Here is a 23,782-nt window from a genome sequence, read left to right on the forward strand (position 1 = left end):
TGCCGACAGCCGACGAATCGTAGCTATCTCAGGCGGGATATTATTTATTCGAAGATTTTTCAGTCCGATACCGCTACGGCAGCCACAGGCCGCGCCGCGTCCGTCCAGAGCCTTGGACATAAACGCATTGCGTGGAGAGGATCCTGGCTGGGCGCCCGATGGATGGCTGTTTATTAATTCACCTGTCCAGCGTTTCCCCAATGCATCGCCCCGCAGCGCTGCATTGAGACAGGATCTTTGCGTCGTGCCGTTACGGATGGAAGCCAGACGCTATGCCCCATCTACTTATTTCTAACGTCTAGGTACGACCATTCTTAATGGCGCTCTTATTTTTTTATTTTTGGTCGAATGGCGCCAAAAATAAACACCGTTTTACTAATTTTCATGCATACAACATCATGCCGACTAACGGACATTGACAAGACAGTCGCGCCACTCCGACTACCTTGCCGCTCCTTCAGGCAACGCAAGAAGGTCATTCAACTCCAGGCCGCCGCCTTGGTTGGTGCTACCTGCCGAGGTGTATACATGCCTCCCAGCAACCTCTAAAGGGAGCATCAGGAGCGACCAATCGCCACAGTTCGCGCGAGGCAACGCACTGAAACCACCGTTCTTCCAGACCGAAAATCTGGTACCGGCTTTGCACGGCAACCTCGACTGCCAAACCTGCATCTACCTGTACCACAATCCACTTCAGAAATCTCTCGTACTCGTTTAGAGAGAAAAATCCATCAATCTTCTCCCATGGGCAATCGGTCATCGCGCTATCCATGGCGAATCACCTGAAAATCAATCCGCACCACACGCTGCGAGCGAGGAATTCGCGCGTTCTTCCGAGGGCGTCAAAGCCAGCGTCCGATAGCTGACGGACATCGAAGTCACGGAAACCAAAGTAAAGGCGAATGTGGAAATGGCGGAGTACAGATAAAACGCGACGCCCGGCGTCCGCGGCATCTGTAGCAGAAAGATCCGGACAGCCTCTAGCAAGAGCAATAGCGGCACCGGCAACATGGCCACCGCCAGCAGGCGTAACCGGTTGCCCTTCACCAGCCCCGCAATCCGCGGCAGGTCCAATCTGCCGGTCAAGGCCGCGTGCGGCAACGCCAGAAAGAAATATCCCAGGAAAAAGCACGGCGACAATATCAACAACAGCACCAGCACCATGCCAAGCCAATGCGGGCCGGCTGGTCCCTCGGAAAACAGCATCACGATGTAGACCAGAAGCGCAACCACGAACGCTAACGCGGCACTCACCAACAGTACGATGAAATACATGCGTTCGGGCTTGCCTGCCACGGGGCGAGGCGCAGGAGTTTCGTTTAGAAGGATGCACCGATGCCAAGCCACCGCCGCCAGGACTGGGGCGGCGGTACTCACCATCCATCCGGCCAGCTCCAGCAGTTTGCTCTGCTCGACATATGCCATGTCGTTCAGATACATGCCCAAGACCACGCCACCTAGCAGAATCAGGATCAATAGCGGCGATGCGCCGATCAGCCGTCCGCCATGGTCGCCTAGATAATCCAAGGTCTGGCGGATGACCCGCAGTATGGGGAGTTTCTTCCGCATGTATTGCTCCATGATGTGCGTTGGCCGTCGCTGCTTCGCTAGGGCTGCTTTATGGCAGACCAAGCGTGGCCTGTTCAGGATCTTTGCAGCCCAATCGGTCAGGAACTTGGCTGTGGTTCCTCTGATTAATAACGGCGGGTCATGGAGTTTCTTAATTATAAATGTAGTCTGACACCTTATTTTCCAACAAAAAATAAATTAACACCTACCTTCTACGTAAACATCATGCCAGCCTGAGATCGGCAGAGATTCATAAATCCAGCAAATCCAAAAGAAAACAAAGAGGAATATAGAACATTCCAACTTGGCTCACTATATAAAAACCACAACACAAGAGCAAAAGCTGTGATTGCGGTCGATTTCAGCCAGTACAAGAATTTTTCCAGTTTGCCATGACGTTCCACTCGACCAAACAAACACCATGTTAGAAACATGAATATTAAACAAATGACCAGCATCCCAATACCTGTACTCATAATTAATTTCCAAATTCTTCTCTAGATTTTCGATTCCCCACCATGAGTTCGACGTGGGATCAAATAGTGGATCTATCGCCCCGCCGGCAGCTGTCGACTCTCCTAGCGCAAAAAAGGTGTCAGACTACATTTTCATCTGTGGAAAATGTAGTCTGACACCTTTTTTCAGAGTCTGATACCTTTTTTTGACCTAGTCAGCAGCCTTAAAAAAATGCTTATCTAATAAAGGTGTCAGACTACAATTTTCGCTGGCCGCCCGCGCCGTCGGGTAACCACCTGTCGATGCAGGCCATTTTCCAAACTCACACAATACGCTTGCGACCCAAGCGGGTTTCCTGACTGAGTCGATTGTCGAATACACTCAATTTCTTCAGTGGACACCGCTGATTCCACGTAGCTGCGATAAACAGTTCGACGCTCGTCCTCCGAACAACCAAGCGCCAGATACAAGGGATGCAGTTCCAGAATCCCATCGTCAGCCATCCCCATACGACCTCTGTAGCTCGACCAAGGGTAGTCTGCCGCGTGTCCTGTCATGTGCGCTCGCACCGGGTTAAGTTCGATGTATCTACAACACGCCAGCAGGTAGGCTTCTGTCTGCACGACGTTCGACTTATAGCGACTCTCCCATAACGTCCCTGAGCGCCCCCAGCGTTGATTCCATCTCCGCGTCGCGCGCCGGCCTATCTCCTGCATTAATTTCGCCAACGCCATCGGTTCGTCCGTCGGCATCAGGAGCAGATGCACATGATTGGTCATCAGACAATATGCATATACTCGGACCTCAAGTTCCGTACTTTTCTCTTTGAGGTCGCACAAATACGCTTGATAGTCTTCTGGCGCAGTGAAGATTGCTTGGCGGCTATGACCGCGTTGCACAACATGATGAGGTGTATGCGCGATCACTACGCGCGCCAGGCGTGGGGCCATTGGTGCTCCTAACTCGATGTTTGATCGAATCCACGCTAGCATTTTTCCCCGAGCCATTGGAGCATTGCGGGACAAAGTGCTCACTCAACCGGAAGTCCCGCATCGAGCGTCCATCTTCGCCGCCCCCCCCCCTTAACATCTTTCGAAAATAGTATCTAGGTAAAAATTTCAACTATGGAAGATTTAGTCTTTCCAGAGGGTGTTATATCCATCAATCAAATATACATCCGACACATCACATTCCGGATATATCCATCGCTCCCAATTAGCTATCACCCAGCCTTTATCCACCCCAGATAGCTCCGCATGGCTTTCTTTCGGAAGATGAACCACAACTGATCCTGCCTTATATCCAGAAGTAACAAGCAGACCGTAGGTTTTTTCATCTGCCGGCACTTCATAAATCATGAAATCCACCCATTCTTCATATGGATATTTTCCACGAATTCTGAGAACGTTTCCACGTTGAATTGAATCGACAGTGGACTCAATGATTTTTTCACCCATTTATCTATTTAACCTTTAAATTATGACGCCCTGAACCATCTGCCGGCTTCTTGAAATAGAAGTCAAAAAAAGTGTCGGACTACATTTTCAGACTTGGAAATGTAGTCCAACACCTTTTTCTCCAGATGCTACTCCTGTCCACTGAACCCTGGTAACTCCAGTCTGACACCCTTTTCTCACTGCTTATTTTCTTAGTCCTGCCAAGTGCTTGAAAGGTCCTTCTTCCAAACTTAATCCCAGGTCAGAAGCCAATTTAATAGCCTCCACATACTCCTCATCCGTTATCAAGATATCGTACTCACAAAGATGATCACATAGAATTTCGAAGGCCAAGCTCTCTTCATTGTATGAGATATAGTCCAACGCGCCCTGAAGCAGGAAGGAGCTAATTCTTCCTTTGAATTTATTTCCAAATCCTATAATTCGATCCAAGTACATAGAAATCAATTTATATGTTTATGACACAAAAAAGGTGTCAGACTACATTTCCAGCGTTGGAAAATGTAGTCTGACACCTTTTTACGATATCCAAACCCTCATCCGCCATAACTACACTTAAGTAATCAGCAGGAAATTGAAAGGCATCCGGCAAAATTGGAAGCTCATACAAAAAAGGTTTCATTACTTACCTCCTCCAGTAACACATGGCAAATCTGATGAGCCGTAAGGATTGGAAGTAGAGAAGCATCCTGACTGCTTATTTATACGAGCACTAATCGCTTCACCCCAAGTACTAAAACTCTCCCACCCTTTAGCCTTTTGAATAGCGGGCTTCAACGGATCGTCAAATCCATGAACACTAACATTCACATCAACCCCCGCTTCTCTGGCAACAGCAATTCGCAAAAAAAGGTGTCAGACTACATTTTTAGATATGGAAAATGTAGTCTGACACCTTTTCTCACCCTGGTTGCTGTGCGCCTCGCCGGGGTTGGTCGACACGGATGCGCGCGATATCGTCGAGGTCTACCGCAAGCGCATGAGCATTGAATGCACCTTCCGAAGTTTGAAATCCCATCAGTTCGGGTTCTCCTTCGAAGACAGTCAAAGCGCAGGCGCTGCGCGCCTGCAGATCTTGTTGTTAATCCACGCGTTGGCGACGTTCCTGCTGTGGCTGGTCGGCAAGCTGGCTGAGAGTCGGAAACTAAGGCCGGCCTATGAATCCAACAACCGCAAAGACCGGCCGACCATCTCGTTGCTTACGCTGGGCGTCATGATCTATGCCGAGCGGGCTCTGGCTTTGACTGAAACGTCGGTGCTTGGGCTTTTGCAATTCCCCCACGACACCGCCGAATCCATGGGAGGATGCCGATGAATTCGTGGGGAAACCTCAGAGTCTGACTACCTTATTTTCTTGCAGGGTCTAACATCTTATTCCCTGCACCTTCCAATTTTTATTTTTCCCTAGCAATCAGAATCGCTCTATCAAGCATTTCTGTAGTTACATACAGAACAAAGCCAAGTCGATTACCTCTTTCGAAGCTATCTCTATAGGACACGAGAATATCCACTTCGCGCGCCATTGCTAGGGCTGCCAAATGGCGAAGCGGCATCGCGCCCTTGGCATCCGTTGGCAAACTTCTATATATTGCCAGCCCAGATTCAAGACTCTCGGCGTCAGCCCAGGAGATAGCCTCTTCAGCCAACCCCAACACATCGCCAGTTGATAATTCCAACATTTTTCTTGGCGGACTATTTCTAACTACAATCGGCTCATATTCAATATTTTCCCCAAAAATACGCGAGACTGCTTGTGAAAACGGCTTGCAAGATATCGACGGCATGAACGTAACTCTAAGATGATCAGATCGCTTGCGAATCGTTGGAAATATCCGGATCATCTTATCGCCGAAATCCAGCACACAAAAATGATCGCCCACCTCGTCAGGTTTGCAACTCCATCCACATTTTTCAAGAATTGAAGTAATTTCAATCTCTGTCATTTCTTAGCTCCGGGAAAACGCAGCGGCTCGACTGGAATACCAAAAAAAGGTGTCAGACTACATTTTCAGCTGTGAAAAATGTAGTCTGACACCTTTTTAAGGTTCCAAATTAAAAAAGGTGTCAGACTAAATTTTCAGATTTGGAAAATGTAGTCTGACACCTTTTTTGATTACCTAATTTCCTTGCTCAGGATACTTCGCCAATAATTCTACGAATGGCGGCTTCTGAAGGGCCTGGCGGTCTCGCTCGCGGCCATCTGGTTTGGACTTCCCGATCAAGGAACGTACCTTATCAATGTCGGCCCGCGCCAGTTCCGGCTGCTCCATCCGGTCGTAGGCCAGACTGCGATAGGCGTATGCCCAGACATAATCCTGTTGGTAGCTCATGCCTTCGGAAAAGGCTTCTGCGGCACTCGACCACTGCTGTACTTCGAGCAGCGACCGGCCAAGATGGTAGTAACTCGGCATGCCAGGGGTCGTGCCCTTGCCTCTAAGACCCATATTGTCCTGGAGCATTTTCCGAAGCAACTCGACCGCCCGTTCCGGTTGCCCGTCATCCCGATAATCGCTGGCAAGTGCGATGATGTCCCAGCCCGTACGTGGAGGCCTCAAGCGCAACGCTTCCTCGCGGTCTGCAATGGCATGCGTATAGTCCTTCTTTTGCTCATGCGCTCGGGCACGCACGTGCAGCGCCAGCGCCCGAAAATCGGGCGGCGCGTCGGGCAAGTTTGAAAGACAAGTGGACAGCAGCTGAATGGCGTGGTCCGGATCTTCGAACCCTCGACCGTCCTCAGTGAATGTCATGGAGGCCACCTGCTTGCACGGGCTAGTCTGGCTCGTCGCCGAACGATCCGCAAGACCCGCTCTCGGCGTAACGGCGCATGCCGAAAGCAGAGCCAGCGGGACAGCCAGCGTTGCCAAGATACGCAGCTTCATTGCGGATACTCGGCGTTGGTCAGATCGGGACGCTGGGCCTGGAGCAGCGGTGGCGTAATTGACCCCTGGAGCGAGCAAGAGACGGTAGTCTTGTCGGCGCCGTCACTCTCGATCATGAGTACGCGCTCAACGCTTCCCTTCGGGGTCGCCGTATCCGTGCCGACGCTGCTCGGGCGCCATGCGTCTGCCGGGTCGCCGATCATGCGAATTTCGGCACGAACCCAGCCCTCGCCCGATTCGACAAGTTTTCCCGAGGCGGGCAAGACGGCATTGATTTTCTTGACTACGGCTTTGAGGCTGCCTTCCGCCGTGAACCCCCAGTATAGGAAGCCGCCCAATTCAGAGTCATAGGAAACTTCATCGTGCCAGGCGATCAGGCGCAGCCCGTCAACCTCAAGCGGCTCACTGAAGACCTGATCCCGCCCCTTCTCGGCGAGCGGGTTGCCAACCGCGATGGTCGCCGCCTTGCCCCGATTTCTTACCTCTGCCGCTGTTCCAAACAGATTCGGATTCTTCTTGAGCGCATTAAACAACGATGCATCACATCTTGCGAACAGGCGGAACGCCTCGCTTGCCGACGCGGGCGAACTGCCTGCCGCCAACGCCGAAGGGGCAGCAAGCACGAGAATCGTGGCAAGCAGCGTAGGAACAAATCTGGACATCGGATCTTCCGTGAGAGTGTTGAATGATTGGAACAGGCTCGCTTTGTTGCGACACTTGACGATCGTATGATTCGAGCGCTTGATAAGCCGGCCTCGGTCATTGATCAATAAGGAAGCTCACATGCATATTTACTTTGCTCGTCGGTGCGCGCCTTGCCTTTACCGGGAAAGGAGACGTCTGGGCCGTGCGTCGCCAGCTCCTTCTTCCACCGGTAGATAATCGAGCGCTTCACGCCCAACATCAGCGATAGTCGCGTGCCGCTGACCTTGCCTTCCTCCAGTTGCCTCACCGCCTCGATCTTGAACTCTCGGGTGTGACGCTGGCGTTTGGCTTCGAGCGGCTGGTTTTCGGGCTTGGATTTATCCATGGGACACCTCCTTCAAGTATTATCTACTTCTTCTGGTGTCCGGAAAACCCGAGCTAACTTAGACTATATTTCCATATTTGAAAAATGTAGTCTGACACCTTTTTTCGACCTCTGTTATCAACTCTGATTTTCGAGTTTATATTCCGGTCTTATCGACGCACACAAGCACACCAACTCAGCCCCCCAAGATGGCTCTAATACAAACAACCGAATTTTCCCGTCTCTAACATCGGTCTTCGCTTCAGTCAGGGTTAGATCGTTTACCCTACAAGTTCCGTCCGATAGCGTATATAACCATTCCACGTGGCCATCCAATAAATTGGTATGAAAGAAACCCTCCTGCATGGAGTCGAATAATCTAGATACCACATTTTGAAAAATATAGTCACAAACACGGATGGATTCAACTCCTTCCAGAACTATACGAGCTCTATCTCCAAAAACCCGTTTGAAAGTAAGCACTGCCTTTCTTTCGAATGAAACATGTTCAATTCCAACAAGCTCAGCATCGTGAAAATCTGAGTATTGCAATTCAAGCCCATTCATTTATTAAATCTCCACGTCTCACACTGCATTACCTTGGCCACTTTGAAACCGGATTTCCCGGCCCCCTTACTGGACTTCCTTTGTCATCCCTATCCCAATTGTGCGCATGGGGATTTCCTTGACCATGATCATGGTCAGCATCTATGTCAACGCTGGGTCTTCCATCGTCTCCATAGAGCCGCTCCTGACCACTTCCTGGATTTTTAACCCATTCACCTGGTTCACCTTTGTTCGGAGTTTTGGATGGTCTCTGCCCCGCTCCGTCCTCACTCATTATCGGCGCGAATAGATCGTTCCAGCGCTGTTGCAGCTCTTGACCAATTCTCTCCTCGAGAGTTTTCGATTCTGGGCTACGCCCCAACAATCGGTCTATTTGACCTTGAGAAGTCGAATCATTTCCAGGCAGGCCACGTCTATTTGTGGCGCCAATAAGACCTCCAGTGCCTTGAATGGCAGGAATAGGCAATCCAAACTGGTTGTTCTCCAACTCCAACCGCGCAGCCTCATTCACCGCAGCCACTGCTTGCGGGTCCAACGTGGCCGTCAATCCAGCCAGCAGACTGGTCACCAGGTTGATCCGTGCTTCGCGCTCGGCCGGATCCAACTTGTCGGCCGCCGTCCCGAAGGCCTCATCCATCAGCTTGCTAATAGCAATTCCTGCCGATGCCCCGGCAGCGCCACCGCCGCATCCGCTGCTTTTCGCTGCCGCACCTGCGCAACCCAAGAGCGCATGCAATGCAATCTGCCCCGGAGAGCCTTCCCCTCCCAGCATCGGGGAAATCTCCTTGATCTTGGCCGCACCCAGACTTTGCAGATAGTTCACTGCCGCCGCTTGCACGAACTCGCCCGCGCCGCCAGTCACGTTTCCACCAGCCGCCAAGGTGAGGGCCGTCAGCGCTTGCCGATACATGCCGCCCGGCCCCCATTTCTGAGCTTCTTTATATTGCTCGACCAATCGGTCTCTACGCGAGCCCTCCGGGGTACTATCGATGGCGTCTTTGAGCGCCTTCGCTTCCTTCGCCCGATTCGTCAAAAACTGCCCCACTTGCCGCTGCGCTTCCGACGCAATCTCAAACCCCGCCTCGATCTTCTCCTTGTCAAAAATCGGCTTCAGCGCATTCAACGTATCCGAGGTATCCCGGTTCAACGCCGCGATCGTTTCCGCCGCGGTCATCCCGCTCAGATCCTGCTGCGCAGCCACGTCACGAATCACGACCGTGCCGCCACTGATGGCGCTTTGCGTGGTCGAGTCGCCGCTGCCCTTGGCGCCCACGACGATGGGCGTGCCCATGCCGAAGCCGCTGCTGCCCGTGGCGATGGACGTGGCATGGTCCTTGCTGGCGCCGCCTGCCACCTGGCCGTCCTTGGTGGTCCCCAACCCGGGATCCGCTCCCTTGGATCCGCCGAAGCCGAAGCCCCCGCCTATCGAGACCTGGCCGCCGCTGTACTTGGCGCTGTTCTTGATGCTCTCCGTGATCAGTGTGCCGGTGTCGAGCTTGTTCAGCCCGTCCGCCACGGCCTGGTCGCTGCTGGCGATGACGCTGCCGATCAATGTGGTGTTGTTCTTGACATCGATCTGGAAGCCGCCATCGCCTGCCCGCAAGCCCGTCTGCTCCATGACGGACTTGAAGTTGCTGTTCATCTTGCCGGTGCTGGCGTTGGCCGAGAAACTGCTGGCCCCGGCGCAGAACGGCGGTATGCACAAGCTCAGCCCGAAGCCGGCGCTCTTGTTCTTGGAGTCGTACTTACTGCTGTCCTGCAGGCTTTCCAGCAGCAGGTTGCCGCCCACGGACGCGATGATGCGATCCGCCTCCCCTGTCGCACCCTTGAGCGTGGTGTCCCCACCCGACTGGATCGCCAACACGTTGCCTGCCGTGACATGGCTGTTGGTCCAGCTTTCGTCCTTGCCGTTGGCCGTACCCCGGCCAACCGAGGCGCCCAGTTCCAACGTGAAGCCGTTGCGCTCGCCGCCGGTCGAGAAGCCGATGCCGATGCTGCCGCTGCTGCTCTTGCTTTCGGTCTTCTGTTCGAAGGCGTTGCGCGCGGCCTGCAGCACTACGTCGCCTTCGGCCTTGAGCACCACGTTGTTGCCCGCCGACACATTCGAGCCTGTGACAGTGATGTCCGAGTCCTTGCCCGCGCCTTGCGCAACGATGGTCAGGTCCTTGCCGGCAGTGACGGTCGAACCGTAGGCGTTGGACGAGCTGCGGTCGGTGGTGCTGGTGCTCTTGCTAGTGCCCAGACTGAGCTTGATGCTGACACCGCCTACCTGGTCGATCTTGTTGCTTGAACCAGGCTCGGCCAACTCCGCCGCTTGGGCGGCCAGGGCGGACTTGCGGACGGCGTCGTAGGCGTTGACGCCCGCGATGCCGGTGGTTACCCCGGCGAGACCCTTCATGACGGTGTTGTCCGTCTTGCCTGCCGCATCGGCCATGCGCGCGCCGGTCTGCACGGCACTGACCAAGGGGTTGCTGGCAGTGAGCGTCAACCCGGTCTGCTTGATCTCATGAAACTCCTTCTCGCGCGCGGTATCGAGCGCCGCGGCGATGTTGACCTCCTTGCCGATCAGCGTCATGTCGCCCTGGCGCGCCAGGAGGTTGCTGCCCGTGATGTTCAGCGCTTCACCGGCCTTGATCAGCACATCGCCTTCGACGCTGCCCACCGTGCTGGCGGTGTTGAAGACTTTCTTGCCGTCGATCCAGTCGGTCTGCTTGCTGCTGCCGTAGCTGATGCCGCCCATCGCGCCGAAGCCGGACTTCTTGACCATCTTGTAGTTGTAGCTGTCCTCGGCGTTCTGGCCAGGCAGGATGTTCACGTCGCGTTCAGCGGACATGACCAGGTCCTTCTGCGCGCCGACATTCGACCCCACCACATTCAAATCCCGCCCAGCCATCAACACCGCCGTATCGCCGGTAAAGGTCGACCCCTTGGCCTGTTCCCAGTCGCTGGAGGTGATGGTGTGCGTGGTCTTGGACGACAGGAAGCTCTTGGTCTTGTAGCGGACCTCGTCGTAGGCCGAGCCGGTTTCCACGCCGGCGACCAGGTTGATGTCGCGTCCGGCGCCCACCGCCAGCTGCTTGCCGGCGGTGACTTCGGCCGCGCGCGCATTGACGTCCTGCCCCGCGACCAGCGTGAGGTTGCCTCCCGCAGCGATGGTCGAGCCGACTTCCGAACTGGTGCTCAGGTCGTGGCGGTTGTTCTTCTTCAAGACCAGCGATTCGCCATGACTCTCCGTAAGCGTCTCCAGCGCGATGTCGCGCCCAGCCTGCAGGCGCGCGTCGTCCTTGACCGAGACTTGCGCCGCGGTCAGGGTGATATCGCGGCCGGCCTGCATGTTGAGGCTGCCGGCATCGACACGGGCCACGCCGCTGACGTGCGTGCCCCAGGTGCTGCCGAAGTTCTCGGACGCCGCGGTGGACGTCAGGGCGATGTCGTTCCCCGCCTTCAGGGCGACGTTGTCGCCTTTGATCAGCGATACCAGGTTGGTCAGGTCCTCGCGTGCGGCGAGGTCGACGGTGGAACCCTGGATCAGCCCGCCGCCCTGGTTGACGATGTTGCCGGCGGTCATGACGGTGGCTTCGCGCGCGCCGATGGTGCCGCTGTTGACGATGTCGCCTTCGGCCTCCAGCTTGACGTTGCGGCCGGCCATGAGGGTGCCGTCGCCCTTCAGGTCGCCTTCGCGCACCAGCAGGTAGACCTGCGGGACCAGCACGGTCTCGGTGGTGCCGTCGGGCAGCGTGACGGTCTGTTCGACCAGCCAGACCAGGTCGGTGGTGAGCTGGCGCTGTTGCGCCTCGGTCAGCGCGACGCCGAGCTGGATGCCGTTGTCGCGAGCGAATTGCGCGCCGGCTGCGAGCAGGGCCTTGTACTGGCCGTCGTTGTCGCTGTACTTGTCGAGGAAGCGCTGGCCGGTGGTGGCCAGGATCTGATCGGACACGAGCTTCTGTTCATAGAAGCCGTCGCCCAGGCGCTTGGGTTGGCCCGAAGGCGTCAGGAATTTGGCGCCTGCGGGTACCAGGGAATCCCAGCTGCCCAGGCGCGCGCCGGACAGGTTCTGGCCGTCGGCCGCAGCGGTGGCGCCACTGGCGGAGAGCGAGCCGCCCGCGCCGAACGCGGCGCCGGCGGGTCCGGAGGCGCCTTGCGCGTCCAGGCGCTGGCCGTTCAGGCCGCCGCTGGCGCCAACGGACGTGCCGCCTTGACCCGGGGTCGAGACCGAACCCGCACCGACGCCCGCATTGACCGTGCCGGCCGCGCCGGGCTGGTCGTTGCGTTGGCCTGCCAGGCCGCCGCCCGAGCCGGCGCCGTTGCCGATGGTGGTGCCGGGCAGCGCGCCCGGCTGGCTCAGCAGGTCCAGCAGGTAGTCGCTGGAGACGGTTGGACGCTGGCCGACGAAACGCGGATCGGTGGCGACGACGTAAGGCGCATCCGGCCTGCCGTTGACGGTGTAGAGCTGGCTGTCCGGAATACCGGCAGGATTGGAGACGGTGCGCACCACCGTGCCGCCGGGCAGGCCGACGCTGGCGACCAGCACCGGTCCGGGCGCGGCGCCGCCATTGCTGGCGCCGGGCTTGGAGCCGTTGAGTTGGACGGCGACATTGCCGCCGGACGTGCCGACCGGCAGTTCGATGGGCTGGCCGGCCAGGGTTGCGTTGTAAGCGCTGGAATATTCCTTGCGATCACGCGAACGCGCCTGGGTGACGGTCATGGTCCCTGTGCGCGTGATGGTGCGCTCGCCGCCCGCGCCGATGTTGTTGATGGCGGGACCGTTTACCGAGAGCGTGCCGCCCGCGGCGATCTGGCTCTTGTCGTTGGTGACGGCGCCGGTGAGCGTCATGGCCCCGCCCGACAGGATCTTGCCGGGGTCGGAGGACAGGGTGCGGGTTTCGGTGACCGTCTCTTGCACCCGGTAGTAGGTGAAGGTGCCCACCAGGCGGTTGTTGAAGTCGGCGTTGAACTCGCGGATGCGCGCTTCCAACTCCATGTGCGGCGCCTTGTACGCGGCGTAGGCGTCTTCGTAGGCCTTGCGGCGTGCGTTCTCGGCAGCGCAGCCATCGATGATCGCGCAGTTGTCGTAGAGCGGCGGCACCCAGACCGGCATCGGGCCGGACGGTGGCGTGACACCGAAGACAGCCCAGATACGCTCTCCGGAACCGTAGAGGAACTTCTCCGGCGTGTCCCAGCAAAGATCGGCCGCGTCGCCGCCGCTGCAGCCGACGTCACGCGGGGTATAGGTCGGCGTGATAGGCGACGTCTCGCCACCCCTGCCCTTCTTGCTAGGCGCGTAATCAAACGGCGGCCCATACCGCGACGCCGGATACTTGGTGGACGGCAGCAGGAACATGCGTTCGGGATCGTCGTCCAGCCAGGCCGGATCCTTGCTGCACATCGGCGTCACTTCGTCGCACAGCCAATTGGTCTCGGCGTCGTACATGTCGGTGGTGCCGGCCGGGGTGAAGTACACCTTGGACGTGCTGGACACCTGCACCGTTTCGCTGGTGTAGCGGTCGTTCTGATTGCGGATGGACGCGGCCGAGATGTCGGCATTGCCTGCCGCTTCAATGGTGGCGGAGGCGTTCAGCAGCGAACCGGCCTGGCCGATGGCGCGGCCGGCGGCATCCAGCGCGCCGCCGATGCGCAGGTCGGCGCCCGAGTAGATCAGCGCGTGATCGCGGTTGATGAGCGATCCCACGCCCAGGTCCATGTTCGCGCGCGATGCGATGACGGCGCCGCCGCCCGCGCCCGCGCCGTTGACCAGGGCGCCTGCCTGGATCGACACGGCATCGCCGTAAATGCGGCCGGTGTTGTCGACGCGGCCCGCGGTGATGCGGGTGGAACCTCCGTCGATGAGGCCGGCGTTGGTCAGGCCCTGCGTCACCGTGATGCGGTTCTGGCCGCCGGCCAGCAATTGGCCGGAGGCCTGGTTGTTCAGCGAGTCCGCCGAGATGCTCAGGTCGCGGCCGGCGCTGATCTTGGCGCGGTTGTCCATCGCGCCGCCGACCGACAGGTTGAGGTCGCGGCCGCTGGAGATGTCGCCCTCCTGGTTCAGAGGGCCCGCATACGTGAACGACAGGTCGCCCGCGGATTGCAGCACGCCCAGCCCTTGCAGCGCCTGCGCGATGACGGTCAGGCTCTTGCCCGCCTGCAGCGTGCCTTGGGCGTTCTTGAGCGTGTCCGCGACGATGCGCGCGTTGCCTTGGGAGGCGACGGCGCCGCCCGTGTTGTCCAGTTCCTTGGTGGTAAGGGTCAGGTCCTCGATCGCCTCGATGGAGCCGCCCTGGTTGTTGACGCGGTCGGCCATGATGGAGACGACCTTGCCCAGCACGCCCTTGGGCGGTGTGCCGGCCGCGGTCAGCGTGCCGCTGTTGTCGAGGCTGGCGGCGTTCAACGTCAGCACGTTGTCGGCCTGGATCAGGCCGCCGCGGTTGTCCACCGCGCCCGTGGCCGTGACGGTCAGGTCGCGAGCTGCCAGCGTGCCGTCGCGGTTGACGATGCTTGCGGCTTCGATGCGCGCATCGCCGGCGGCGGCGACCACCCCGCCGGTGTTGTTCAACGCGCCGCTCAGCTTGATCGCGGCATCGCCCGTGGACGTCAGTTTGCCGCCCTGGTTGTGAAGATTGGCGGCGGCGATATCCAGGGCGCCGCCCTGCACGACCGCGTTGCGGCTGTCGATATCACCCGGCGTGGCCAGCGCGACCTTGCCGATGGCGGACAGCTTGCCGCCCGCCAGGTTCAAACTGCCTGCCGACAGGCTCAGATCGCGGCCGGCGAGACTGGTGCCGCCATGAACGATGGAACCCCCGGTCAATCTGATGCTGCCCGGCTGGCTGAGCGCGCCGTCGGCGCCCACGCCCGCCACGAAGCGGCCAGCATTGGAAAGTTGGCCCAAGGCGGTGGCGATGAGATCGCCGCCAGCCAGCACCGAGCCGGTGTTGTCCAGCGTGGATCCCGCCCACAGCTTGGCATTCGTACCCGCGGACGCGATGCCCGCGTTGAGCAGCGCGCCGCCCGCGCTAAGGTCCAGCGCCGCGCCGGACTGCAAGCGGCCGTCCGCCGTGACGGTGAGTTTGCCGCCGGCGCTAGCGACCAGGTCGCCTGCCTGCGTGGCGGCGATGCCGCCCAGCGTCGCGTCCGTGCCGGCCCGCAAGGTCATGCCTTGTTCCGCGACGGCCGAGCCGAGCGCGGTAAGCGCGCCCCCCGCCTGCGCGGTCAGCGCGCCCCCTGCCTGCAGGCGCGACGCCGCGCCCAGCGCGATATCGCCGCGCTGGGTGGTAAGCGCCAAGTTGCCTTGCAAGGCGGCCACCGTGCCGTCGACCGTGATCTTGTCGCCCGCCGTCAAGGTTTGCGAGCCGCCAGCCAGCATGCGCCCCGCCGCCTGCAGCACGCCTTGCGCGGTGGCGGTCAACGTGCGGCCGGCCTGCGCCAGCCCGGCCGCGCCGACGGTCACGTCGCGGCCCGTCAGCGTCAGGTTGGCATCGGCGGCGGCAGTGCCGTCCACACGCGCGTCGCGCGCGGCAGCCAGCAGCATGTCGCCCACCGAACTCAGCGCGCCCGTTGCGTACAGGTCGCGATCCGCGCGGGCAGTCAGCGTGCCTGCGGCTTGCAGTTGGCCGTTCTGTTTGACGATGAGATCGCGTCCCGCCGTGATCGAGGCATTGCCCGCCGCGCGTTCGCCCAGGGCGGCAGCAAGGCCGCCCAACAGGACGTCTCCACTTGCGGCGAGCGTCAGGCCGCCGCCCGCGGCAATGACGCCGTCTGATCCCAGGTTGCCGCCTGCGCGGGCGTTCAGCCCGTCGAAGGCCTGCATCTTGCCGCCCGCGCCGACGAGCAGGTTTCCGCCCGCGTCGGCCGTCAGGCCGCCTTCCAGCGCCGTGGCGATGCCGTCGATGCGGATGTCGCGCTGCGTGCCCAGGACGATGGGCGAACCGGCGGTCACCGTGCCCGTGATGAACAGGTCGCGGCCCGCCTGCGCCTGCAAGCTGCCGCCCGCGGCGCCGGCGCCCGTGGCGGTGCCCGCCGTGCCAGCAATGCGCAAGTCCTGGCCCGCGCCCAGCAGCAACTTGCTGCTGCCCTGGGCCAGGCCGGCCTGGCCGATGCTCAGGTCCCCGGCCGCGTCTGCGCGCAGCGTGCCGTTGGCGACGGTCTTGCCGTTCAGTTCGGCGTCCGTGCCCGCCTTCAGCGTAATGTCCTGCTCGCCCGAAATCGTGCCGTTGGCCAGCAGCTTGCCGCCGGCCCGCGCTTGCAACTGTCCGCCCGCTTGCAGCGCGCTGGCGCCGCCCAGTGTCATGGCGCCGCCGCTCTCCACCGTGAGCGCGCCCGCGTCGGCCAGGACCGTGCCGTCTACCGCCAGATCCTTGTCGATCCGCAGCGTCGCGGCTTGCCCGGCCACCAGCGTGCCCGCCAAGGTGGCGCTGTCGGCCTGCACATCGACCGAGCCATCGGCCTGCAGGCGCGCGTTCGCGCCGGTGGCCAAAGCGCCGCCCGCCTGAAGGGTCAGGTTGCCGGCGGCCAGGTTCTGGCCGTCGAGGCTGATGTTGGCGACCGCGTCCAGGATCAGATCGGCCAGCGAGGAAATCGTGCCCGCCGCCGTCAGCGAACCGCCCGCGCTCGCCTGCAGCGCGCCGCCAGACAGCGCGCGGCTGCCGGCCGCCAGAGCCAGGTCTTCACCCGCTTTCAGGTCCAGGGCGCCGTTGGCGGATGCCGCCGTGCCGGACATATCCAGGCGACCTCCGGCATCCAGGCTTGCGCCCTTGTCGCCGCGCACGACGCCGGCCATCTCCAGGTTGCCCGCAGCCGCAATGCGCGCCTGGTCCGCGGCGTCCAGTTGCGCCGCCGCGCCGATGCGCAGATTGCCCCCGGCGCCAAGATCCAGCGCGCCGTCGGCGCCCAGCTTGCCGTCCACGCGCGCATCGCGCACCGCCTGGAGTTCCGCGCCCGCGGTGGACACCAGAACGCCGCCCAGCGCCAGGTCGCGCCCGGCGTCAGCCTGCACGCCCTTGCCTTGCAGCTGGCTGCCCGCGCCCAGCAGCAGGTCATTGCCGCTCTTGAGCTGCAGCGCTCCGCCATAGGCGAGTGCATTGCCGTCCACGCGCAGGTCGCGCGATGCGTCCAGCGACATGGCGCCTTCGGCCAGCGCCGTGCCGGCGAGGTTCAGATCCTGCCCGGCCGCAAGCGTCATCGAGGCGTCGGATTGCAGGTGCGAGCCGCCTGCCGCCGTCAGCGTCTGGCCTGCCTTCAGGTCCAAACCGCGCGCCGCGTAGACCTGCCCCGCCACGGCCGCGTTGCGCGCGGCCTGTAGCGTCAGGGCGTCCAACGAACTGAGCGCGCCCGCCACGCGGAGATCGCCCAGCGTCGTGACGTTGACCGCGCCCTTGGCCGCGACCCGCGCCAGTTCCCCCATCGACAGGTCGCCGCCGGCGTTCAAGCTCAGGCCGCCAGCACTGGCGGCAAGCGTGCCGTCCACGGACAGCTTGCCCGCGGCGTCGATGTTCATGTCGCCGTTGCCGCGCCAGGCGCCGGCCAGCGTCATGCCCTGGCCGGCCTGGGCGCGCGACGCGCCTTCGACGTCCCATTGCGCCGTCTTGCCCATGGCAAGGTCACGCGCGGCAATCAGCGAGGTGTTGCCGGTGGCAGCGGCCTTGCTGTCAATGCGCGCGTCGCGTCCCGCGCTCAGGAGAATGTCGCCACGCGCGGCCATGGCGCCGCCCGCCAGCAGATCGCCCATGGCGCGCGCCTCCACGCCCACGCCCTGCGTGCGACTGGCGTCGCCCAAGCGCAGGTCCTTGCCCGCGTTCATGGCCAATTGGCCGCCGTAGGCCAGCGCCGCGCCGTCCACCTGCAGGTCGCGCCCGGCATCCAGCGTCACGCCCTTGTTGGCTTCCGCCTCGCCGGCCAGGACCAGGTCCTGCCCCGCGCGCAGGGCCACTGCGTCTTCGGATTGCAGACGCGCATCCGCGCCGGCCTGCAACTGTCCTATCGCCTCCAGCAGCAGCGGGCCGCCGGCCAGCAGCTTGCCTGTGACCGTTGCATCGGTTCCCGCTTGCGCCGTCAAGCCGGCTAGCGAGGACACTGTGCCCGCCACCTTCAGCGCGCCCTTCGCGACCATGGACAAGGGGCCGCCGGATTGGGCGCTGCCGCCCACCGTCATGTCGCCGTCCGAGGCCAGGGTCAATGCGCCCGAAGCCGCGCCGGCCGTGCCGCTGAGGTCCAGCGCGCCTCCCGCCCGCAGTTCCGTGCCTTGGTTGCTGAGCAGGCTGCCCGACAGCGCCACGTCGCCGCCGGCTTGCAGGCTGGCCGCGCCCGTCGCTTGCAGTTCGCCCGTGACCTTCGCCGATTCCTGCGCGCGCAGCGTCAAGTCGCCGTCGGCGCCGAGCTTGGCGCCGAACACCGCGTCGCGGCCCGCCGTGAGGCCGGCTGATCCCGCCGCCACCATTTCACCGGCGGTGATGAGGTCGCGCCCGGCTTGGGCCGTGACGCCCTTGCCCTGCGTCTTGCTGGCCGCGCCCAGCAGCAGATCGCTGCCGGCGTTCATGGACAAGCCGCCGCCGTAGGCCAGCGCGCTGCCGTCCACGCGCAGCTCGCGTGTGGCGTCGATCGCGATGCCGCCATCGCTCAGGGCAGCGCCCGCGAGGCTGGCGTCCTGGCCCGCACTCAGCGTCATGTTCTTGGACGATTGCAGCTGCGCCGTCTGTCCCGTGCGCAGGTCCTTGCCTGCCCGCAACGACAAGGCGTCGCCCGACAGCAGCTTGCCGTCCACCGTTGCGCCGCCCACCGATACGAAGGTCAACGCGCCCTGGCCGGCCAGTTCGCCATCCACGCGCAACGCGCCGCCGCTTGCGCCGCTGAGCGCGCCGCCCGCGTATGCCTTGCCCTGCGCGCCCACGGACAGGTCGCCGCCTGCGAGCAAATCGATGGCGCCCGCGACAGACGAAGTTTCTCCGTCCAGCCGCAGCTTGCCGGCGGCGTCGACGCGTATGCCCTGATTGGTGCGCACAGCGCCGGCCAGCGTGGCGTCCTGCCCTGCCTGGATCTGCGCGGAACGTTCCGCTTCCAGCTGCGCGCCCTGCGCAATGGCCAGATTGCGTCCGCCCTTCAGCGTCACGTCGTTGGTGGCGACCGTCTTGCCGCCGAGCTGCGCATCGCGCCCCGCGGTCAACGCGATATCGCCGCGCGCGGCCATCGCGCCGTCCGCCTGCAGGTCACCGCCCGCGCGCGCCGACACGCCCTCGCCCTGCGTGCGGCTGGCATTGGTCAAACGCAGATCCTGGCCCGCATCCATCGACAAGACGCCGCCATAAGCCAGCGCCGCGCCGTCCACGCGCAGGTCGCGGCCCGCGCCCAGCGTCAGGCCGGCATTGGTTTCCGCCACGCCGGCAAGAAGCATGCTCTGGCCGGCGCGCAGCTGCATGGCGCCGTCCGATTGCAGACGCGAGTCCGCGCCCGCCGCCACCTGGCCTATCGCTTCCAGCAGCAGCGGACCGCCGGCCAGCAGTTTGCCGTCGACCGCGGCATCGCGCGCGGCCTGGGCCGTCAATCCGGCCAGCGAGGAGACCGTACCCGCCACGTTCAGCGCGCCCTGCGTGCTCAACCTGACCGGGCCGCCTGCCTGCGCGCTGCCGCTGACCGACAGGTCGCCGCCGGAAGCCAGCGTCAGTTCACCCGCTGCCGCGCCCACCGCGCCGCTGATGGCGAGCGGACCCGCCGCGCGCATGTCCACGCCCTGATTACCGCTCAGGCTACCCGCAAGCGAAATGCCTGCTCCGGACTGCAGCCGCGCGCGGCCCAGCGCTTCCACCTGTCCGGTGACAGCCGTGGCGCCTTGCGCGCTCAGGGCCAGATCGCCGCGGCCTCGCGTCCGGCCTTCAGTTCAGCGGCCGTCTCCGACACCAGTTCGCCATCGGCCCGCAGATCGCGCGCCACATCGATTCCAACACGCTTGCCCTGCGCCTTGCTGGCCGCGCCCATGCGCAGATCGCCGCCGCTCTTCAGGTCCAGCGCGCCGCCATAAGCCAGCGCGCTGCCGTCCAGGCGCAGGTCGCGCGTGGATTCGACCAACATCGCGCCATCGGTCAAGGCCGCGCCGGCCAGCGTAACGCCTGAACCCGCGCGTATCGTCATGCCGCCTGCCGACTGCAACTGTGCGCCGGCCTCCGACACCGCGTCCGCGCCCGCCTGCGCCTGCAACACGCCGGACGCATACACCTGGCGCGACAACAGCATGTCGCGTCCCGCCTGCAACGTGACGCCTTCCTTCGCGGAAACCACGCCGCCCGCCGTGGAAACGCCGCCACTCGGTTCGCCCGGCGCGGCCGGGTCGGGAGTCTTGCCGGGTTCGCCGCCGGTGGCCGATCCAGATCCAGTCCCCGACCCGGAGCCGGAGCCGGAGCCCGAACCATTGCCGGTTCCCGCACCGGCGCCGGTCCCGCCACCCGTGCTCCCGCCTTGCCCAGGCTGCGGTGCGACCGTCCGGCCCGCCACCTTCAGGTTGCGTCCGGCTTGCGCACGCACGTCCTGGTCCGAAGTCAGCAGGTCTCCCGACAAGGAGATATCCTTGCCCGCCGCCACGCGCAGGGCGCCTTGCGTGCGCAGGCTGCCCTGCGCGCCGACAGCCACGTCGCCGCCAGCATCGAGCGTCAAGGCGCCACCGGCGCCGGCCGCGCCCTGCACGGAAACGTCGCGCGCAGCCACAAGCGCCGCACTGCCGCCGGCCTGTGCCGCGCCTTGGACGGCCAGATCGCGGCCGCTGTCCACACGCAGATTGCCCGCCGCCTGCGCGGTGCCGCGCGGCGCAATGCGGACGTCGCCCGCGGCCGTAACCTGCAGGTCGCCGGTCAGCGCCACCAGGTTGCCGCCGATGTTCACGCCCACGCCAGCCTCGGTGCCGATCAGGCGCACGCTGTTGGCATACATGCCGCCCAGCGCCGCGGTATCCAGCGCCACCTCGGGCGCCGCGCCTTCGCCCGCCTGGGCGGACACGGCTCCCGTGGCGTAGTCGACGCGCGCCGCGCCTGCGGTCACGTTGAGCTTGTCGGCCCATACGTCCGCGTTGATCTCCAGCGTGCGCGCCAGCAGGTCCACCTGGCTGAGGTTAGAGCCGTTCAAGCCGGCGCCTTCGACGCGGATCTTGCCCGAGGCAATATCGAAGCCGATGCTGCCGTCCGGTCCGACCTGGGGCTTGCCCGTGGTCAAGGTGGCGCGGTCCGCGTTCAAAAAACCGCAGCCGTTGCAGGTGATGCCCGCCGGGTTGGCGACGATCACGTTGGCGCGGTTGCCGGCCACCTCCATCGTGCCCAGCAGTTGCGACGGGTTGGGCGCGGTGACCTGGTTGAGAATGGTGCTGGCGCGCTGATTGCCCAGCATGGGGTTGCCGCCGACCTGCCCCGCCAGTTGGGTCTGGCTGGCGCCGCCGCTGTTGTTGAGCACCGCGCCGGACGGGCCGACGTTGAATTGCGTGTAGCGGTTGTTGGACACGCCGCCCGCCGACGGCGGCGCGATGTTGATGACCGGCACGCCGTTGCTGACGCCGACGGAGGGCTTCGCTCCCGCCACGCTCTTGTCCACCGAGATCGGCAAGGTCTGCGCCAATACTGGCGACCAGACCTGGGTGAAGACGACGGACCAGACTATGAGGGAGCGAAGCTTGGACATCATGCGTATCCGGTGGGACTAAGGATGGACTGCGGTTTCGCGGCGCAAGGCCGCCGGATCAGAACTCGAACATCAGCACCGCCGCGAACACGGTCGAGGCGGTTTTCAGGGACTCGGGCTTTTTCAGCGGCCAGCCGGCAGACAGGTCATAGCTGGCGTTGACATAGGGCATGGCGAGCCGTCCGCGCATCCCGGCCACGGCGCCGACCAATGTGCGGCCGGACAGCGACGCCGCCGACGGGCCGCCCACCCGGCCCACGTCCAGGCCCGTGTACAACTGGTGACCAGGCACGCGCAGCAGCTTGTCCAGGCCCAGCGACAAGTCGTTGCGCAAGGTCCAGCCGTCCTCGGCGGCCAGCGTCATCTGGCCGTCGAAACCCCGCACCGCATAGCGGTTGCCGATGGTGAAGTAGTCGGACGGCACGATGGGAGTCTTGGCGTGCTGGATCTGCCAATTCAGCTGGTAAGCCCAAGGCTGCTCCGCCAATTCGAACGGCAGATACAGGCCCGCATTGGCCGACACTATGGTGCTGCGCCCGTTCCAATCCGGATCGCCATAGACGTAGCCCGGCCGGTCGGACAGCCCGGTCAACGTGCCGCGCACGCCCCCGCCGACGTCCAGCGCGGCGCGGCCCAGATAGTGGCGATGCCCCAGGTTGAACTCGTAGCCGGTGACGTCGCGCCGCTGCACCTCGATGTCCACGTCGTTGAGCGTGCTGGTGGTGCGCTTGCGCAGCAGGGTCAGCGATGCCGTGCCCTTGTAGGTGGCGCTGCGATACGGCACCACCGAGACGCCTGCCTGCACCTGCTTGGTGGTGCCGCCGTAGATGATGGGTTCATCGAAGCCGGCCACGGTCTGGCGGTAGGTGGATTTGCTGGCGCCGGCGAAGAAGGTCCAGTAGCCGAAAGGAATGCTGTAGTTCAGGGAGGCGGCGCGCGTGTTCGACTCGGCGTCGCGCCAGCGCGCATTGCTGTTCCACGACACCGACAGCTGGTCGTACAGGAACAGGGGCGAGTCCAGGGTCAGGCCGGCGTTGACCTGGTACTTGCCGATGGCGTCCATGCCGGCGTTGTCGCCGCCGATGTACCCATGCCAGCGCTTGCCGGTGCCGGGACGGATGAGGATGTCGGAATCGCCCAGCTCCGGCCCGGGCGCGACGTCGATGGACGCGTCGGCCTGGCTGCCCAGCCTGCGGATGTTTTCCAGCGCCTGGTCCAGGTCGCGCTGGTTCACCTCACCGCCCGGCCCCGTGGGCAGGGCCGTGCGCCACCAGCCGATGGCGCCCTCGCCCTTGACGGCGGATATGCGGCCCGGCAGGTAGCGCAGCGTCAGCGTGCCCGCGGCCAGGGATTGTTCCGGCACGACCACTCGCGCGGTGACGAGTCCGCGATCGATCAGCAGGCCGATCAGATGTTCCTGCAAGGCCCGCAACCCCAGGCCGCCCACGCAATGGCCAACGACGGCGTCGGCTGCCCGCGCCAGCGATTCGGCAGGCTGCGCTCCGTCCCAAACCACTTCCTTCAGGGCAAAGCAAGGCGTTTCGACCGGCAGGACCAGGCCGCCGGCTACCGGCGCGGCGGGCGACAGCACGTCCGGCCGTTCGGCCGCTCGGGCGCGCTGCGCCCCAAGTTCCTGCTCTTGGCGACGTTCGATTTCGGTGGCGCGCACGGCTGCCTCGGGCAGAGATTGCGCGCCGGATCCAGCCGGGAAAAAGCCAGCCGCCAACATGCCCGCGGCCATGCGCAGGCGCCAATAGTGATTCATGCCGGTATGGCGCCTGCGGACGTGCGCGGCGCTCCTTGTTATCGCTTTGTGAAACCAAATGTTTTCCGAGTTTGCCTTAAAGCACAATTAATAACAATAAATATCTGAATGTATAAGCTCATAAATTAACGGAATTGATGGAACTTAGAGCATAAAGAAGCGCAAATTGATGCGTGAATGCCATAGTTCCGCAGCCCGGAACTATCACGATCGCAGCAGGAGCGATTTGATGTGAAACAAATCGCAAGCAGCTCGAAGCCCACGAGCCGGCAGTGTTTTTTTACGCGGACACGCGTCGCGGGCAAATAGGAGAAGTCCGAGATCTGGCGGCAAAACCTAGGACCGGCCGCTTGCACACGGGTTATCCCCGATACGGACATATCAACAAATCGTCAATAATTCGCCAACGTTTTATCGCCGATCCGTCCCCTTCCCC

13 protein-coding genes are annotated in these 23,782 nt (G+C 62.4%); 1 reads left to right on the forward strand and 12 read right to left on the reverse strand.

Features of this window, described 5'->3' with window-relative positions; translation table 11 throughout:
- Positions 1 to 789: 789 nt before the first annotated feature.
- The 4 genes from ACM1PE_RS17040 to ACM1PE_RS17055 all read right to left on the reverse strand — a co-directional run bounded on the left by ACM1PE_RS17040 (position 790) and on the right by ACM1PE_RS17055 (position 3,920).
- On the reverse strand, positions 790 to 1,569 hold the full coding sequence (locus ACM1PE_RS17040) for a hypothetical protein (protein WP_419340561.1): 780 nt from the start codon (positions 1,567 to 1,569) through the stop codon (positions 790 to 792).
- Between the two features lie 707 nt (positions 1,570 to 2,276).
- On the reverse strand, positions 2,277 to 2,975 hold the full coding sequence (locus tag ACM1PE_RS17045) for a transposase (RefSeq protein ID WP_419340562.1): 699 nt from the start codon (positions 2,973 to 2,975) through the stop codon (positions 2,277 to 2,279).
- Between the two features lie 183 nt (positions 2,976 to 3,158).
- Positions 3,159 to 3,482 carry an Imm45 family immunity protein gene (gene imm45 / locus ACM1PE_RS17050; RefSeq protein ID WP_419340563.1) on the reverse strand — a complete coding sequence of 108 codons (324 nt, stop codon included), beginning with the start codon at positions 3,480 to 3,482 and terminating at the stop codon, positions 3,159 to 3,161.
- 183 nt (positions 3,483 to 3,665) lie between these two features.
- Complete coding sequence (locus tag ACM1PE_RS17055; RefSeq protein ID WP_419340564.1) at positions 3,666 to 3,920, reverse strand: MafI family immunity protein; 255 nt, start codon at positions 3,918 to 3,920, stop codon at positions 3,666 to 3,668.
- Positions 3,921 to 4,413: 493 nt separating this feature from the next.
- On the opposite strand from ACM1PE_RS17055, the gene ACM1PE_RS17060 reads away from it, so the two are divergent.
- The gene (locus tag ACM1PE_RS17060) at positions 4,414 to 4,797 is read left to right on the forward strand and encodes a transposase (protein ID WP_419340565.1); all 384 of its coding nucleotides are present in this window, start codon (positions 4,414 to 4,416) and stop codon (positions 4,795 to 4,797) included.
- 79 nt (positions 4,798 to 4,876) lie between these two features.
- On the opposite strand, the gene ACM1PE_RS17065 is transcribed toward ACM1PE_RS17060, so the two are convergent.
- The 8 genes from ACM1PE_RS17065 to ACM1PE_RS17100 form a co-directional block, all read right to left on the reverse strand.
- On the reverse strand, positions 4,877 to 5,425 hold the full coding sequence (locus ACM1PE_RS17065) for a DUF6990 domain-containing protein (RefSeq protein ID WP_175181474.1): 549 nt from the start codon (positions 5,423 to 5,425) through the stop codon (positions 4,877 to 4,879).
- Positions 5,426 to 5,599: 174 nt separating this feature from the next.
- Entirely contained in the window at positions 5,600 to 6,361 is a 762-nt protein-coding gene (locus ACM1PE_RS17070; RefSeq protein ID WP_059372738.1) for a tetratricopeptide repeat protein, read from the reverse strand.
- The gene (locus ACM1PE_RS17075) at positions 6,358 to 7,023 is read right to left on the reverse strand and encodes a hypothetical protein (RefSeq protein ID WP_251881788.1); all 666 of its coding nucleotides are present in this window, start codon (positions 7,021 to 7,023) and stop codon (positions 6,358 to 6,360) included. The genes ACM1PE_RS17070 and ACM1PE_RS17075 overlap by 4 nt, the downstream gene beginning before the upstream one ends.
- 104 nt (positions 7,024 to 7,127) lie before the next feature.
- Entirely contained in the window at positions 7,128 to 7,391 is a 264-nt protein-coding gene (locus tag ACM1PE_RS17080; RefSeq protein ID WP_251881790.1) for a transposase, read from the reverse strand.
- A 117-nt stretch (positions 7,392 to 7,508) separates the two neighbouring features.
- On the reverse strand, positions 7,509 to 7,937 hold the full coding sequence (locus tag ACM1PE_RS17085; RefSeq protein WP_251881792.1) for a hypothetical protein: 429 nt from the start codon (positions 7,935 to 7,937) through the stop codon (positions 7,509 to 7,511).
- Positions 7,938 to 7,965: 28 nt separating this feature from the next.
- Positions 7,966 to 19,644: a hemagglutinin repeat-containing protein gene (locus ACM1PE_RS17090; RefSeq protein WP_419343847.1), complete on the reverse strand. Its 11,679-nt coding sequence runs from the start codon at positions 19,642 to 19,644 to the stop codon at positions 7,966 to 7,968.
- A gap of 116 nt (positions 19,645 to 19,760) precedes the next feature.
- Entirely contained in the window at positions 19,761 to 21,584 is a 1,824-nt protein-coding gene (locus tag ACM1PE_RS17095; RefSeq protein WP_419340566.1) for a filamentous hemagglutinin N-terminal domain-containing protein, read from the reverse strand.
- 55 nt (positions 21,585 to 21,639) lie between these two features.
- Entirely contained in the window at positions 21,640 to 23,346 is a 1,707-nt protein-coding gene (locus tag ACM1PE_RS17100; RefSeq protein ID WP_419340567.1) for a ShlB/FhaC/HecB family hemolysin secretion/activation protein, read from the reverse strand.
- Positions 23,347 to 23,782: the final 436 nt, after the last annotated feature.

Origin of the sequence: Achromobacter sp. PD1 (assembly GCF_048541815.1) — a bacterium.
In the GTDB taxonomy this organism is placed as follows: domain Bacteria; phylum Pseudomonadota; class Gammaproteobacteria; order Burkholderiales; family Burkholderiaceae_B; genus Achromobacter; species Achromobacter bronchisepticus_A.